This window comes from Streptomyces sp. NPDC039462, assembly GCF_055639375.1.
In genome coordinates this window covers 1-15858 of the sequence record NZ_JBVKAO010000009.1, presented here as the reverse complement: position 1 = coordinate 15858, position 15858 = coordinate 1, and the positions used below count along the sequence as shown (strand labels likewise).

Annotated in this window: 11 protein-coding genes; all 11 read right to left on the bottom strand. The window is 71.9% G+C overall.

The annotated features are described in order from the left end of the window. Positions 1–32 precede the first annotated feature (32 nt). The 11 genes from ACZ7LU_RS35435 to ACZ7LU_RS35385 all read right to left on the bottom strand — a co-directional run bounded on the left by ACZ7LU_RS35435 (position 33) and on the right by ACZ7LU_RS35385 (position 14834). The gene (locus ACZ7LU_RS35435) at positions 33–1373 is read right to left on the bottom strand and encodes a PP2C family protein-serine/threonine phosphatase (protein ID WP_471919103.1); all 1341 of its coding nucleotides are present in this window, start codon (positions 1371–1373) and stop codon (positions 33–35) included. Between the two features lie 2 nt (positions 1374–1375). Further along, on the bottom strand, positions 1376–3904 hold the full coding sequence (locus tag ACZ7LU_RS35430) for a serine/threonine-protein kinase (RefSeq protein ID WP_471919278.1): 2529 nt from the start codon (positions 3902–3904) through the stop codon (positions 1376–1378). Further along, positions 3898–5217 (bottom strand): hypothetical protein, encoded by a 1320-nt coding sequence (locus ACZ7LU_RS35425; protein WP_468560411.1) that lies wholly within the window; start codon positions 5215–5217, stop codon positions 3898–3900. Before ACZ7LU_RS35425 ends, ACZ7LU_RS35430 begins: the two co-directional genes overlap by 7 nt. A 94-nt stretch (positions 5218–5311) precedes the next feature. Continuing rightward, a complete protein-coding gene (locus ACZ7LU_RS35420; RefSeq protein WP_471919102.1) occupies positions 5312–6328 on the bottom strand; it encodes a glutamate ABC transporter substrate-binding protein in 1017 nt (338 codons plus the stop codon). 47 nt (positions 6329–6375) lie between these two features. Beyond that, the gene (locus ACZ7LU_RS35415) at positions 6376–7926 is read right to left on the bottom strand and encodes a hypothetical protein (RefSeq protein ID WP_471919101.1); all 1551 of its coding nucleotides are present in this window, start codon (positions 7924–7926) and stop codon (positions 6376–6378) included. A gap of 189 nt (positions 7927–8115) precedes the next feature. After that, positions 8116–9090, bottom strand: a complete 975-nt coding sequence (locus ACZ7LU_RS35410) for an N-acetylglucosamine kinase (RefSeq protein ID WP_471919100.1) — start codon at positions 9088–9090, stop codon at positions 8116–8118. Continuing rightward, the gene (locus tag ACZ7LU_RS35405; protein ID WP_471919099.1) at positions 9081–10346 is read right to left on the bottom strand and encodes a 6-phospho-beta-glucosidase; all 1266 of its coding nucleotides are present in this window, start codon (positions 10344–10346) and stop codon (positions 9081–9083) included. The genes ACZ7LU_RS35410 and ACZ7LU_RS35405 overlap by 10 nt, the downstream gene beginning before the upstream one ends. An 8-nt stretch (positions 10347–10354) precedes the next feature. Continuing rightward, complete coding sequence (locus tag ACZ7LU_RS35400; protein ID WP_471919098.1) at positions 10355–11266, bottom strand: carbohydrate ABC transporter permease; 912 nt, start codon at positions 11264–11266, stop codon at positions 10355–10357. 8 nt (positions 11267–11274) lie between these two features. Beyond that, positions 11275–12210, bottom strand: a complete 936-nt coding sequence (locus tag ACZ7LU_RS35395) for a carbohydrate ABC transporter permease (RefSeq protein WP_398297855.1) — start codon at positions 12208–12210, stop codon at positions 11275–11277. 19 nt (positions 12211–12229) lie between these two features. Beyond that, positions 12230–13591, bottom strand: coding sequence for an ABC transporter substrate-binding protein (locus tag ACZ7LU_RS35390; protein WP_471919097.1), 1362 nt, complete (start codon positions 13589–13591; stop codon positions 12230–12232). A 55-nt stretch (positions 13592–13646) separates the two neighbouring features. After that, complete coding sequence (locus tag ACZ7LU_RS35385; protein WP_471919096.1) at positions 13647–14834, bottom strand: ROK family transcriptional regulator; 1188 nt, start codon at positions 14832–14834, stop codon at positions 13647–13649. Positions 14835–15858: the final 1024 nt, after the last annotated feature.

The window sequence follows — 15858 nt, the reverse complement described above, 5'->3', positions numbered from 1 at the left end:
CCCGCCCGGCTCCGGGCCGCTCCTGCCTCTGTCTAGGCCGATCCTGCCCCTTGCGGCACGTACGGGAACGGGACGACGGCCACTGTTACGTTGTCGTGGCCCCCGCCGTCCAGCGCGTGACCGACGAGCACCTGGGCGCTGTGCAGCGGCCGGTCCGCGGCGTCGGCGGGCACCGCGTCGGCCATCTCCTCGACGGCTTCCGCGTAGTTCCACAGCCCGTCCGTGCACACCACCACTACACCCGCACGGTCCGGTTTGAAGGAAGCGGTGTGCGGCTCCAGTTCGTACGCGTCGGCGCCGAGCCAGCCCGTGATGGCGTGCGCGCGCTCGTCGGCATAGGCCTCGGCCTCGTTCATCAGGCCCGCGGCGACCATCTGTGCGGCCCACGAGTCGTCCTCGGTCAGGCGGACGGTGGGACCGCTGCGGTCGTCAGGGACCCAGTAGGCGCGGCTGTCGCCGACCCAGCCGACGACGAGCAGGCCATTGGCGACGACCGCGCCGACCAACGTGCAGGCAGGCGCGTTCTGATGGGGGCTGTGCTCGCGGGCCGACGCGGGCTCGGCGGCGAGCGCGTTGACGGCGTCGGCCGCCGCGAGGATCGCCTCGTGCATCGCCTGCTGCGGGTGGGTGCCGCGCGGCAGCGCCGCGAGCAGCGACTCGTTGGCGGCGCGGGACGCGGCGAGCGAGGCCTCGTCCGGGCGGGTCGCCGAGGAGACGCCGTCGCAGACGATCGCGACGACGGCGGGGGAGCCGTCCGACAGCGCGGCTGCGGAGATCGCGAAGGCGTCCTCGTTGCGGTGGTGGCGCAGGCCGCGGTCACTGACCGCGGCGACCGCGTCGAGCTCCTGCTCCATGTGGTCGCGCTCGCGCGGCTGGGCGTGCCCGCAGTTCTCGCAGTACCCGTCCGGGTCCACCCGCCCCGAGCGGCAGGCCACGCACAGCTTGGTGCCGGCGGGGGGCGTGGGATCGGGCATGTCCGTACGCGGGTCTGTGGCGGCCGGGGGCGCGGTCCCCGCGGCGCCGGGGGCGGGCAGCGGGTACTCGTCCGGCTCGCCCAGGCCGTCGGGGTGCTCCGGGGCCACGGCCTCGGGGGCGGCGGGCAGTTGGCCGCCCGCCGAGTCGGTGCCCCGCAGGTCCGTCGGGAGGTGGGTCGGCACCGGCGTGTCGGAGCTGTCGACCTCCGGAGCGTCGGGCCACTCCGACGGGTCCCCGTCCGGGACGGCGCTCCCCGACCGCGCGGATCCGTTGGGGGAGACGTCCGGCCGCGGTGGCACCGCCGACAGGTCGAACCCGCACGCACCGCAAAACAGGTCACCCGACTCCAGCGGCTCCTCACAGCTGGGGCAGGCAGACAGCTGGGGCATCTGCGACATACTCACACCCACGTCCGGGGGCGGAAACGGTTGGCCCGTTCCACCAGTTCGATCCTCTCATCGCCACCCTGTGCGAGCCGGGCCAGCGTCCGGTACGAACGCTCCAGACCGAACCGGAGTCCGCGCTCGTCCAGGTCGCTGCCGAGCAGTACGGTCCGCGCGCCGGCGGCGGCCGGTGGTGCGGAGACGTGACCAGAGTGCCTACCGGAGAGTACCCAGTCGAGCGCCGTCCCCAGAACCTCGGTCGACAGACGCTCCCTGCGCACCGCGTCGAGACCGAACCCGGCGAGCGCCTCGATCTGGCCCGCGGCCGCCCTCAGGTCGTCCAGCAGAGCGGTGTCCGACGAGACCGCCGCCGTGTCCGGCGCCAGCCTCTGCCGCAGCCGCGCCCGCACCGCCGCGACCCGGGCCGCGGTGTAGTGGATGGACGACTCCGGCACCGACTCCAGGGTGCGCACGGCACCGGCCCTGTCGGCGGCGGCGAGCTGCACCCGGGCCAGGCCGAACGCGGCGCTGACATAGCTGGGGTCGGTCGTCCACACCAGGCGGTAGTACTCCGCGGCGTTGTCCAGCTGGCCGAGGACCTCCGCGCAGACGCCGAGCGCCAGCTTCGGCGCGGGCTCGCCGGGGAACGCGTCGTAGACCGCGTCGAAGGAGAGCGCCGCGCTCTCGAAGTCGCCGGTCGCGAGGGCCGCGACGCCCCGGTACCAGACCACCCGCCAGTCGTCCGGGTGCTGGAGCTCCAGCTCGGCGAGGGCCTGGGCGGCGGGCGCCAGTTCACCCATGGCGAGCCGGGCGCGCAGACCGCGCAGCCGCAGCTCCAGGGAGTCGGCGGGCGCCGCGCCCAGCGCGGTGATCAGCTCGGCGGGCGCGGAGGCGATGAGTCCGGCGAGGAAGCCGGCGTTCGGGTCGTTCGGGTCCACGAGGGGGACGGGCAGCGCGAGGGCGGTCGCGGTGGCGTCGATGGCCCGCACGATCCCGGTGCCGCCCGCACCGCCGGCCTCCCCCGGGGCCCCCGCGACGGCGCGGGCGCCCAGCCGGGACACCTCCCCGGTCAGCTCCGCGAACAGCTCCGTGTCAGGGACCTTCACCTCGGGGCCGAACAGCGTGGAGAGCGCGGGCCGCGGCAGCCCCGTCTGCAGCGCCACGACCTCCCGCAGGACGCCCGTCAGCTGCTCGGCCATCTCCTGCGCGGAGGCGAAGCGGCGGGCCGGGTCCGGGTCGGTGGCGCGGACCAGGAGGCGGTAGAAGGACTCGTACTTCCGGAAGACCTCGATGTTGTCCGGGTCGGGCAGGGAGTCCACGAACACGTTCGTATAGCCCTGGAAGTCGAAGGTCAGGACCGCGAGCGTACGCGCCACCGTGTAGAGGTCGGAGGCCACCGAAGGCCCCACTTCGGCGACTTCGGGGGCCTGATACCCGACCGTGCCGTAGATCGCGGACTCGTCGTCGTCCATCCTGCGGACCGCGCCCATGTCGATGACCTTGAGCTGACCCTCGGTCTGGATGGCGTTGTCGACCTTGAAGTCGCAGTACAGGAGATTGCGGCTGTGCAGATGGCCGAGGGCTTCGAGGGCCTCGATGCCGTACGCGCACGCCTGCTCGACCGGCAGCGGATCGCGTCTGCCGTCCGGTGTGCGGCGGCTGTTGGCGATCTCCTTGAGGGACTTGCCGCCGACGTACTCCATGACGATGTAGCCGTCCATGGAGCCGGTGCGCTGGTCGAGGTGCTCGACGAAGTTGTAGATGCGGACGATGTTCGAGTGCTCGATCTCGGCGAGGAAGCGGCGCTCGGAGATCGCCGCGGCCATCGCGTCCTGGTCGCCCGTGTCGAGGAGGCCCTTGAGGACCACCCAGCGGTCGGACACCGCGCGGTCGATGGCGAGATAGACCCAGCCGAGGCCGCCGTGCGCCAGGCAGCCGACGACCTCGTACTGGCCGTGCACGATGTCGCCGGTGTTCAGCTTCGGCACGAAGGAGTAGGGGTGGCCGCACTTGGTGCAGAACCCCTCCGTGCGGCCGGGCCGCTCGCCGCGCGCGCGGCCCACCGGCGCACCGCAGTCGGAGCGGGAGCAGAATCGCTTCCGCTCGGGCACCTCGGGGTTCTTCTGCACCGCCTCGCGCGGGTCGGGACGCGGCACGTCCGGCACGGTGACCAGGCCGACGCCGAGCCGCCCGCGGGCCGAGGACGAGGCCGCCGAGCCGGAGCTGCGCACCGACACCGACCGGGACGTCGAACCGCCCGAAAGGGACCGCGAGAGCCGGCCCGAGACCGACCTGCGCGAGGACTGCGAGCGGGACGAGCGCGAGGACGACCTGGAGGACGACCGCGAGGACGAGCGGGCGCTGGAACTGCCGCTGCCGCGCGACCCCTTGCCGCCCGCCGTGATGCCGGTCGGCGTCGATCCGACCATGCCGTTCGGCGCGACGACCGGGGCGAGTCCGCAGGTGTCGCAGTACAGCTCACCGCCGCCGAAGTCGTCGTAGCTGCCGGTGCATGTGGGGCGCTGACACTGACGCTGGCTCACGATTCCCCCGTCCGGTCGGCGGGCCCGCCCTGCTGCGGGACCCTCGGCGCGAGCACTTCGGCGGCGGCCTGCTGATAGCGGAGGACCGCCTGCTCCGCCACGCGGAGGTCGCAGGGCGCGCTCCACAGCATCCGGCGCGCCGCGTCGTACCGCTCGATGAGCAGCGGGTCCTCGGCGTGGCCGTGCCGGGCGACCTTCGCCTTGTACGCGTCGAGCCGGCCGCGCAGTTCGGCGCGGACCGCGAGCGGTGCCGTGACGGCGCCCAGCGACTCGCGGGCGCGCAGCAGCTCGTCCTCGGCCTTCTGCTCCAGGGACTCCAGGAGCGGGGAGAGGCGGTGCCACTGGCCGTGCCTGCGGTACTCGGCGGCGGTCGCCAGCTGTTCCTGCAATGCGGTCGGCGGGCCGCTGACGGCCGGCACCTCGGAGGCGGCGATCTTCGCGAGGACCTCCCCGCGCGCGGAGCGGGCCTCGGCGAGGGTGCGGTCCGCGCGGGAGAGCACGTCGCGCAGCTTGCCGAGGCGGGCCTCCGCGTCCTGGCGGACGGTGAGCACCGCGTCGATCTCACGGCGCACCTCCTCCAGGGCGCGTGCCTCGCGGTCGTAGCGGTCGGTCGCGGGACGGCCGCCGCCGGGGGCCGAACTGCCCTGCGCGGGCTGCCAGAAGGCCAGCGGGTCGGAGACCACCTGCTCGCGCAGGGCGGTCAGGGTGCGGGTGATCCGCTCCAGGTCGTCGCCCGAGGGGTGCTCCCCCGGCCGTACGCCGACGGAGTGCGCGAGCTGGCGGGTGCGGGCCAGCTCGGCGGCGAGCAGGTCGATGCGGGCGGGCAGCGCGGACCACACGGCGTCGGCGGCGACGACCATGTCGAGGGAGTGCGCGTACAGGTCGTTCATCCGGGTCACGAGCTCTTCGAGCGTGAAGCGCTCGGTCAGCCTGGCGGGGCCGGTGATCGACGAGGAGGCGCCCGACGAGGTGCCGCCCGCGACGGTCACGGACTCGCCGCGCAGCAGTTCGGTCAGCTCGGCGAGGTCGTCCCTGCTGGGCCAGCGCCGGCGCTCGCGCACCTCGTGGGCCGTGCGCAGGGCGCCCGCGTACGCGTCGAAGTAGGCCCAGAGGAGCGTGATCCGGCTCTCCGTGGCCGCCCAGCGCTCCTCGGTGACGCCGGTGAGCCTGGCGCCTTCGAGGAGGCGGCGGCCCGCGTGGTCCTGGAGGGCGAGGAGCGAGGTCTCGATCGCCTCGTGCTCGGCGTCGAGCCGCGCCAGCGCACGGTCCACCTCGTCCCGGTCCATCACCGGACCGGGGGGTCCCGTGACGCTCATCGATCACCTCTCCGCTGTGCGTTGCCGTGACTCTTCAATCGTGACTCTTGAGTCGTAACTCTTCAGTCGTACCAGGTCGGTTGTCGGCTCCCGGTCAGTCCCGGTACTCGGGGGCCGGCGGGCCCGGCGACTTGCCGAGGCCGCCCTTCAGCCACTTGTCGTACGACTTCTCCCAGCCGTCCTTCGTGTCCTTGCGGTAGTCGTCGAGGACCTTGTTGACCCGGCGGACCAGGTCGTCCGAGCCCTTCTTCATCGCCACGCCGTAGTGCTCGGTGGTGAACGGCTCCTCGCCCTTGAGCTCGACCGTGGGGTCCTGTGCGGCCTGGCCCGCGGCGAGCGCGCTGTCGGTCACCACGGCGTCCACCTCGCCGAGCTGGAGCCGCACGAGGCAGTCGAGCTGGTTCGGCACCGTGGTGGAGATGTCGGCGCCGAAGTCCTTCTTCTTGAGCTCTTCCTCGGCGATGGAACCGGAGGCGGTGCAGATCTTCTTGCCGGCGAGCGAGGAGTTGTAGCCGGTGATGTCCTTCCGCTTCTTCGGGGCGAGGACCTGCTGGCCCGTCTCGAAGTACCCGGTGGAGAAGTCGACGTCCTTCAGGCGCGCGCAGTTGACGGTCATCGTGCGGACGACCATGTCGACCTGGCCGCTCCGGATCGCCTCGATGCGCTGGTTGGTGGGTATGGCGCGGAAGACGATGGCGTCGCGGTCGCCGAAGATCTCCTCGGCGATCTCCCGCGCGAGGTCGATGTCGAAGCCTTCGAGCTCGCCGCCCGCCTTGTTCGGGTCGCGGTAGCCCCAGCGGTAGCTGTTCTGGTCGACGCCGACGACGAGCTTCTTGATCTCACGGTTCTTGATCCGGTCGATCGTCGGGCCGTCCTTGGACGAGGGGCGCAGGCTGCGGTCGTTGCAGTCGTCGGCATCGGCCCGCGCGGGCGCGGCCACGGTGGTGCCGGGACCTCCGCGGTCCGCGCCGTTCCCGCCGGTGCCGCGGTCCGGGAGGACCAGGACGAGCGATCCCGCCAGGGCGCAGGCGAGGCCCATCGCGCCCACGCCGCCCCAGCCGCGCAGCCTGGCCGTGCCGCGCGGCGTCGCCGTGCCGGGTCGTGTCCGCATCGTCCGCGCGCCCCCTGCCACCTCTGGCCCCATCACCTCTGGCTCCATCACCGGTACTCCGAAAGCCTGCGGCCGATGCCGAGCACGGCGCCCGCCGCGCCGAGGACCGCGAGGACGGCGGCGCCGACCGCGAGGCCGCTCATGGCGCCCCTGCCGTCCTGTGCCGCCCGCTGGAACTCGCGCTGCTCGTGCGCCAGGGCCCGGTCGAGGGCCGCGTCCACGTTGTCGAAGCACTCGCCGGTCGGCTTGTCGGCCTTGGCGCCGATGACCTTGTCGAGGGCTCCCTGATAGTCGCCGGAGTCGTCGCTGGAGCGGGCCACCTTGTGCCGGTCCTTCCATACGCCGACGTTCTCCGCGGCCTCGGCGACCGGGTTCTTCCCGGCGTCGTCGTCGGCGAGCTCGGCCGCCCTGCCGAGCAGTCCGCTGTCGGCGCCGCCCAGCTGCTTCATCTGCGCGCGGTACGCGACGTCGAACTTGTCCTCCGACTCGCCGCGCACCTCGGTGGTCTCGGCGCCGCGGCTGACCAGGGTGAGGTTCTCGTTGCCCCGGGCCTTCAGGGAGCTGATGCGGGCGTCGTTCAGGACGTTCAGGGAGCGCACGCCGTCGTCGTACGACTCGTTGAGGCCCGAGCGCGCGACGGTGTGGCCGACGACGAGCCAGAGCAGCACGACGGTCGCGGCCGCCGTCGCGGCGAGCAGGCCGTGGTTGAACACCCGGTTCGTGCGGCGGTAGTTGCGGTGCTGGGCCCAGCCGAGCGCGGCGATCGCGAGGACGCCGAGGGCGATGGCGAACCAGGGGTACGGCTTGGCGTTTCCGTAGTCGGAGCTCAGCCGGGCGTTCTCCGCCTTGTAGAGCTTCTCGGCGGCCGGGAGCATCTGGGTCTGCATCTTGTCGTTCGCGTACCGCAGGTAGGCGCCGCCCAGCGGGAGGCCCTGGCGGTTGTTGGCGCGGGCGCGCTCGATCAGGCCCGTGTACTCGGGGAGGAGCTTGTTCAGCTTGCCGACGGAGGCCGCGGACGACGAGTCCGAGCCCGCGTTCGACGCGGCGGTCGCCAGCTTCTCGGAGGCGCGCTCGATGTCGCGCTCGTACCGTGCGCGGACGGCGGCGGGCTCCTGGCCGCCCGCGAGGAAGCCGCTGGACGCCGCGGTGTTGGCGTCCGCGAGCGAGCGGTAGATGGCGGCGGCGTCGGCGCTCAGCGGCTGGCTGCGGTGCAGCACGTCGTCCGCGGCGGCCGAGCGCTCCGTCATCTGCCAGGTGGTGACCGCCCCGAACGCGACGACGAGCAGGGCCAGGACGGCACCGATGATGCGCAGCCTGCCCGGTTCCGTGGTCGCGGCGGCGCGCAGCCGGTCGACGCCCTCGGACCACGCGGTGCGGCGGCGCGCGGGGGTGCCGGCGGTGGTGGCCGCGGGCGGCGCGGGCGGCATGCCGGGCGCGGGCGGCGTGCCCGGTGCCTGTGGCGGCACGGTCGGCATCGTCGGCGCGGGCCGTCCCGGTGCCTGCGCGGGCGCGGTCGGTGCCTGCCCGGGCGGGCCCGGCGGCACCGCGCCGCCGTTCGGCGGATGTGTCACCTTGACCTCGACCTCCCCCTCGGTCATCGGACGGGTCTCTCCGCCCGGCACGCGCGGAGCGGGAAGAAGTGCACGGCCGCAAGTATTGCCGCAGGGACAGACATCCGCACAGGCCTTGACTCGATCTTGTGCGGATCCCCGCCTCGGAACCCCCCGCCCCTGCCCCGGAACCCCCTGCCTTGGAACACGAGATCGAGGGGTGTTCGGTTCCCTCCCCTAGTAATGCGTCCGCACGCGCGCGTACACCTCGGGCGGGGCCCCCACCCGGTCGAGGCCCAGCAGCGCCGCGCCGAGCACGGGACGCGCGACGACCACTTGGGGCACCGCCTTGGGCGCCCGTTCCATCAGCAACGCCCGCACCCGGTCGTCCAGTTGCGGGTGGCGCGCGGCGAGGACGCTGCCGCCGAGCAGCACCGGCGCCTCCTCGTCGAGCAGCCCGAGCCGCTCCAGGGCCACGGTCGCCATGGCCACGACCTCGTCGGCCATCCGGTCCACAAGCGACCGCGCCACGGCGTCGCCCGCCGCCGCGGTGGCGAACAGCACCGGCGTCAGCTCGTGCCGGCGCACCGGGGCGATGTGGCCGAGGTGCAGCGCCTCGATCAGCGCGTACATGGAGACCAGGCCGAAGTGCGCGGGCAGCGTCTCGCGGAGCGCGGTCGCCGGGCCGCGGCCGTCCTCGGCGCGCGCGGCGTGCCACAGCGCCTCCTCGGCGAGGCCGCCGCCCCCGCCCCAGTCGCCGGAGATGCGGCCGATGGCGGGGAAGCGTGCGGTGCGCCCGTCCGGCAGCATGCCGACGCAGTTGATGCCCGCGCCGCACACCACGGCGACACCGCGCGGCTCGGCGTCCTCAAGGAGCCCGGCGCGCAGCACGGCGAAGGTGTCGTTGCGCACGTCGACCGAGGACCCCCACCCGCGCCGCCGCAGCGCGTCCCCCAACTGCCGCTCCTCGACCGGCAGATCGGCGTTGGCGAGGCACGCGGACACATGACCCACGGAGTCGACGCCGGCCTCGGCGAACGCCCGCGTCACCGCGTCCGCGAGCACGTCCACTGCAGTCTCGACGCCGACCTTCGGCGGCTGGAACCCGCCGCCGCGGGCTGCGCCGACGACGCGCCCGTCGGCCGCGACCACCGCGACGTCGGTCTTGCTGTTGCCCGCGTCGATCGCGAGCACGCTCGTGCCTACGCCCACGCCAGGTGCTCCCGGTTGTGCGCGATCAGGCTGTCGGTGAGCTGCTCGGCGTACGCGTACTGGCCGACGAGCGGGTGGGCGAGCAGCGCCTTGAAGACGCGCTCGCGACCGCCGTGCAGCGCGGCCCGCAGCGCCAGGTCCTCGTACGCGGTGACGTTCGCGACGAGCCCCGCGTACAGCGGGTCGAGCTCCGGCACGGCGAGCGGTTTGGCGCCCGTGCCGTCCACCGCGGCCTGCACCTCGACGACCGCGTCGTCCGGCAGGAACGGCAGCGTGCCGTTGTTGACGGTGTTGACCACCTGGTAGGGGCTGCCGCCGTTGCCGAGCAGCGAGGCCGCCAGGTCCACGGCGGCCTCCGAGTAGAAGGCGCCGCCGCGCTTGGCGAGCAGCTCCGGCTTCTCGTCGAGCGCCGGGTCGCCGTACATCTCCAGCAACTGCCGCTCCATCGCCGCCACTTCCGCGGCGCGCGACGGCTTCGTCCGCAGCTCGTCGACGACGGCGTCGTGCTGGTAGTAGTAGCGCAGGTAGTACGAGGGCACGACACCCAGCCGGTCGACGATCGCCCGCGGCATGCGCAGGTCCTCGGCGACCGCGTCCCCGTGCTCGGCGAGCAGCTTGGGCAGGATGTCCTCGCCGCCCGGGCCCCCGAGACGTACACCCGTCTCCCACGTCAGGTGGTTGAGCCCCACGTGGTCGAGGTGCACCTCGCCCGGCGCGACGCCGAGCAGCTTCGCGAACTTGCGCTGGAAGCCGATCGCCACGTTGCACAGGCCGACGGCCTTGTGCCCGGCCTGGAGCAGCGCCCGCGTGACGATGCCGACGGGGTTGGTGAAGTCGATGATCCAGGCGTCCGGATTCGTACGCCGTACACGCTCGGCGATGTCCAGGACGACCGGGACGGTGCGCAGGGCCTTCGCCAGGCCGCCCGCGCCGGTCGTCTCCTGGCCGACGCAGCCGCACTCCAGCGGCCAGGTCTCGTCCTGCTGACGCGCCGCCTGCCCGCCGACGCGCAGCTGGAGCAGCACCGCGTCGGCGTCCGCGACGCCCGCGTCCACGTCGGACGTGGTGACGATGCGGCCCGGGTGGCCCTGCTTGGCGAAGATGCGCCGGGCGAGGCCGCCCACCAGCTCCAGGCGGTCGGCCGCCGGGTCCACGAGGACGAGCTCCTCGATCGGCAGGGTGTCCCTCAACCGCGCGAATCCGTCGATGAGTTCAGGTGTGTAGGTCGACCCTCCGCCGACCACTGCGAGCTTCATATCGGTTCTCAGCCCTTTACTCCGGTGAGGGTGACGCCTTCGACGAAGGCCTTTTGTGCGAAGAAGAAGACGATGATGACGGGGGCCATGACGAGCAGCGTCGCCGCCATGGTCATGTTCCAGTTGACGCTGTGGGCGCTCTTGAACGACTCGAGGCCGTAACTCAGCGTCCAAGCGCCGGGGTTCTGCGCCGCGTAGATCTGCGGGCCGAAGTAGTCGTTCCAGCAGTAGAAGAACTGGAAGAGGGCGATGGCGGCGATGCCGGGCTTGGCCATCGGCACGACGATCTTCACCAGGGTGCGGAACTCGCCGCACCCGTCGACCTTCGCCGACTCGATGTACTCCTTGGGGATCGTCAGGAGGAACTGCCGCAGCAGGAAGATCGAGTAGGCGTCGCCGAACGCCATCGGGATGATCAGCGGCCACAGCGTGCCCGACAGGTGGAACTGCTGCGCCCACACCAGATACATCGGGATCACGATGACCTGCGGCGGCAGCATCATCGTCGAGATGACGAGCAGCATCGCCGTGCGCCGGCCGCGGAAGCGGAACTTGGCGAGCGCGTACGCCACGGGGATCGCCGAGCAGACGGTGAAGAGGGTGCCGAGACCCGCGTACATGAGCGAGTTGCGCCACCAGTCGAGGAAGCCCGGCGTCTCGAACACGGCCTTGTAGTTCGACCAGTGCCAGGAGTCGGGCCACAGCTCGCCGCTCATCGCCTGCGAGTCGCTCATCACCGACGTCAGGAAGACGAAGACGAACGGCAGGACGAACAGCAGCGCGACGGCTATCGCGACGCTGTGCACGGCGATCCAGTGCAGGATCCGCTTGCGGCGGGCGCGGGCGGCGGCGGGCCCCCGGTTCGGGGCGGTCCGTTCGGTGGCCGCGGGGGCGGGCGCGCTGAGAGTCGTGGATGTCATCGAAGTCCTCAGTCCTCCGCCGCGAGCAGCCCGGAGCGCTTGCGCATCAGGAGCATCGTCACGGCCATGGCGATGGCGAAGAGCACGAGCGAGAGCACGCACGCGGCGCCGGTGTTGAAGTTCTGGAAGCCCATCTGGTAGACGAGCTGGGGGACCGTGAGGGTCGAGTGGTCCGGATAGCCGGGCTGGATGACGGATCCGGGGCCGATGTTGACGCCGGAGGCCACCTTCCCCGCGACCAGGGCCTGCGTGTAGTACTGCATGGTCTGCACGACGCCCGTGACCACGGCGAACATCACGATCGGCGTGATGGCGGGCCAGGTGACGTACCGGAACTTGGCGAACGCCCCGGCGCCGTCCAGGTCGGCCGCCTCGTACTGCTCCTTCGGTACGTCGAGCAGCGCGGCCATGAAGATCACCATCAGGTCGCCGATGCCCCACAGCGAGAGCAGCACCAGCGACGGCTTGGCGGTGTCCGGGTCGTTGAACCAGTTGGGCCCGGAGATGCCGACCGCCCCGAGCATTTCGTTGACGGGTCCCGTGCCCGGGTTCAGCAGGAAGACGAAGGCCACGGTGGCGGCCACCGGCGGGGCGAGATACGGGATGTAGAAGGCGGTACGGAAGAACCCGACGCCCGTCTTGATCTTCGTGATGAGCAGCCCGAGCGAGAGCCCGAAGACCACCCGCAGCGCCACCATGATCACGACCAGCCAGAGCGTGTTCCACAGGGCAGGACCGAAGAGGGGCATCTGCTCGAAGACGTACTTCCAGTTCCGGAGGCCCACGAACGTGGGCTCCTTGATCTGGTTGTAGTGCATGAACGAGAAGTAGACGGTGGCGATCAGCGGATACGCGAAGAAGACGCTGAAGCCGACCAGCCAGGGGGAGAGGAAACCGAGCGTGCGCAGTCGGCGGCGCGCGGGATTGGAGAGGGTCATTGCCATGACGGGGGTCCTCAGCTCTTCAGCTCTTCGACTGGAGGGTGTCGGCGTCGATCTGCTCGTCGAGCTTCTTCAGCCCCTTGCGCAGGTCACCCACGCGGCCGGCTTCCACGGAGTACGAAAAGTCCCCCAGGGAGACGACGTACGCGCCGCCGTTGACGGAGGGCGGCAGGGCCTTGCTGTGCTTGTTCGCCAGGATGTCGAAGAAGGCCCGGAAGGTCGGATCGGCGTCCAGGTCGGGCGACTTGAGCGCCGCGAACGTGGAGGGGACGTTGTGGATGGCGTTCGCGAAGCTCACGACCTGCTTGGTGTCGGCGGTCAGGAACCGCACCAGCTCCCAGGCGGCGTTCTGGTGCTTGCTGCTGTGCGCGATGCCGGCGACGGTGCCGGTGATGAAGCCCCGCCCGTACGTGTCGGCCTGGTCGTCGGGGACGGGCAGCGGTGCCACGCCCCAGTCGAACTCGGCCTTCGCCTCCTTCAGCATCAGGCCACGCCACTCGCCGTCCAGGAGCATGGCCACCTTGCCTGTCAGGAAGGCGTTCTGACTGGACATCTCGTCGCCGAACGTGAGCCGGAACTTCTCCAGATCCTGGAACCCGCCCTGTACAGCGGCGATTTGGCGCATGGTCTTGAAGAAGTCGTACGACGCGGGCTCGTCGGCGAGCCGTGAGGTGCCGTCCGCGTCGAAGTACTTCGGCCCCCACTGCGCGAAGAGCCGATCGGGACTGTTCTGATAAAAGCGGAAACTGGGCATGTACCCAACCCGCTCATACGAGCCCTTGCCACCGCCCCCGCCACTCTTGCCGCCGCGCACGGTCAGCTTCTCGGCGACCTTCTTGAACTCGGACATGGTGCGGGGCGGCCGCTTGATCCCGGCTTCGGCGTAGGCGTCCTTGTTGTAGTACATCCCGAAGGCGTCCGCGAGGAGCGGCAGCGCGCACTGGTTGCCGCGGTAACTGGTGTAGTCGAGCAGCGTCTTGGGGAATGTCTTGTGCTTGTCGAGCCCGGTCTTCTTCATGAACGGGTCGAGGTTCACCCACATCCCGGAGTCGCAGTACTGGCCCACGTTGTTGGTGGTGAACGAGGACACCACGTCCGGGGCCTTGTCGCCGCCTGCGCGCAGGGCCTGGTTGATGGTCTCGTCGGAGATGTTCCCGGTGGCCTTCACGTCGATGTTCGGGTGCAGCTTCTCGAATCGGTCGATGCTGTCGTTGATGGCCTTGACCTCGCCGGGCGTGGCCCAGCCGTGCCAGAACTTCAGGGTGACCGGCTTGGTCGGGTCGTCGTTCGCGCTGCCGACGCTCGGGTTGGCGCAGCCGGAGAGCAACAGACCGGCTGCGGCGAGCGCCGCGGACGCGCAGGTGGGCATGCGCCATCGCGGCATGGCGGACTTCCTTTGCGGGGAGGGGAGTTGGGGGACTTCGGTGCTTGCCGGGGCCTCAGGCCGTGTCGAACACCTGGTCGCGGGCCTGGGTGAGGGCCGAGCGCAGGGCGCCGGTGAGGATCGGGTCGCCGTCGAGTTCGCTGATGCGGATCTGCGGGCGGGGCAGCGCGAGCCCGGTCAGCTCCTCCTCGACCCTGGCGCGCAGCTTGTCGCCGCCCGCCTGGGAGACGGAGCCGGAGAGCACGACGAGTTCGGGGTCCACGACGGCGACGACGGCGGCGATGCCGGTGGCGATGCGCCGGGCGACCTCGGCGAGTGCGGTGTCGTCGGCCATGACGTCCGCCAGTGTCGCGTCACGGCCGCCGAGTTCACGCACGACGTACGCGGAGACAAGACTCTCGAACCCCCCGTCACCACCGCCGTCACCCTTTGCCCCCCTGCGTACCAGCGGGGCGCCCGGCAGCGGCATGTAGCCGATCTCGCCCGCGCCGCCGGTCGCGCCGCGCAGCAGGGTGCCGCCGAGCACGATGGCGGCGCCGACGCCCTCGTCGAGCCAGGTCAGCACGTAGTTGTCGTAGTCCTGGGCGGCGCCCTCGTACTGCTCGGCGACGGCGGCCAGATTCACGTCGTTCTCGATGTCGACGGGCGTGCCGAGGACGGCGGCGAGATCGTCGCGCAGCGTCCGCGAGTGCCAGCCCGGCAGGTGCGGGGCGTAGCGCAGCTGGCCGGTCTGCGGGTCGATGGCGCCCGGGGTGCCGATGACGGCGGCCCGCAGGTCCTCGTGGCCGAGCCCAGCCTGGCGCAGGGCGCCGTCGACGGCCTCGGCGACCAGCTGGGCGGTGCGGTGGCGCACGTCCTCGGCGACGGCGTCGGCCTCGACGCGCGCCTGGCCGAGCACGGTGCCGGTGATGTCGGCGACGAGGGCGGTGATGCCGTTCGGATCGGCGGAGAGCGCGGCGACGTGGCCGGCGCGCGGGTCGATCTCGTACAGCAGGGCGTTGGGCCCGGGGCGCCCGCTGAGGCTGCCGGTGGTGTGCACGAGGCCGGCGGCTTCGAGCCGCCCGAGAAGCTGCGAGGTGGTGGGCTTCGAGAGCCCGGTCAACTCACCGATACGGGTGCGGGTGAGGGGGCCGTGCGCGACGAGGAGGTCGAGCACGGCACGGTCGTTCATGGCGCGCAGGACGCGGGGGGTCCCGGGGGTGCCCGGGGTACCCGGTGAGCCCGGGGTGCTGCCTGCTGCCATGACGCCCACCTGCCTGCCTGTCGGCCGCTAACTGTTAGGAAACTTTCCAATTGGTGAGGACCGTACGGCTGGCGTGAATGGGGCGTCAATAGAGGGCGCGGCCAGGGCAACCAAGTCGTTACCTGGGGGCCGCCTTCGGCGTACGGAGACTTCGGTGGGCCGGGGACGTTGACGGTCACCGGGGCCGCCCGGTTTTTGCGGAGTGTGGCGCCTCCGGGCCGGCAGTAAAGGGCGCTCCGCTGCGCTGCGCGTCGGCTCCGCCGATTCCGCTCCGCTCCACCCTTGACTCCCGCCCCTCCACCGCACGTTGACTTTGACCCGGACGGCCAGGGGTGGGGCCGACGGGGGGCCTGGGTTGGGCCATCCCCTTTCGCTGCCGGGTGCGGCCCGGCCCAACGTGCGCCGACGTCACCGTCGGGGCTCGGCCCTCGGCTTCGCCGCTCGGGTCATCAGCTCTCGCGGCCGGGTGCGGACCGGCCCATCGTGGGCGCGGGCTACGCTCGGGGCGCGGCTGCCCGGCTGGCCGGGCCATCACCCTTCATTGCCGGGTGCGGGCCGGTCCATCGTGTCCGGTCGGGCACCTACTTTGGAAAAGTTGCGAATGGGGAGGCCGCGCGCCCCCCCTGCCACGCCCCGCGCGCCGTCACGCAGGGCCGGTCATGGAGGGATTGTGGCGCGGTGGGCTCGGATGCTGGGGGCGCATGGGCTGTTCAGGGGGCGTGCGGCGAACGCATTCGCAACTTTCCCAAAGTAGGTCCCCGAGGGGAGGCCTCTCCCGCCCGGCCGGGAGGGCGCATCAGTCGTGAAGAGGGGGCGCGCGGTCTCCCCATTCGCAACTTCGTGAAAGTTGGTCCCCGAGGGGCGGCCTCTGCCTCCCGGCCGGGGCGGCGCATTGGTCGTGAAGAGGGGGCGCGCGGCTCCTCCATTCGCAACTTCGCGAAAGTTGGTCCCCGACAGGCGGCCTCCCCCTCCCAGCCGGGCGGCGCATTAGTCGTGGAGGGGGGCGCGCGGCCTCCTCGTTCAC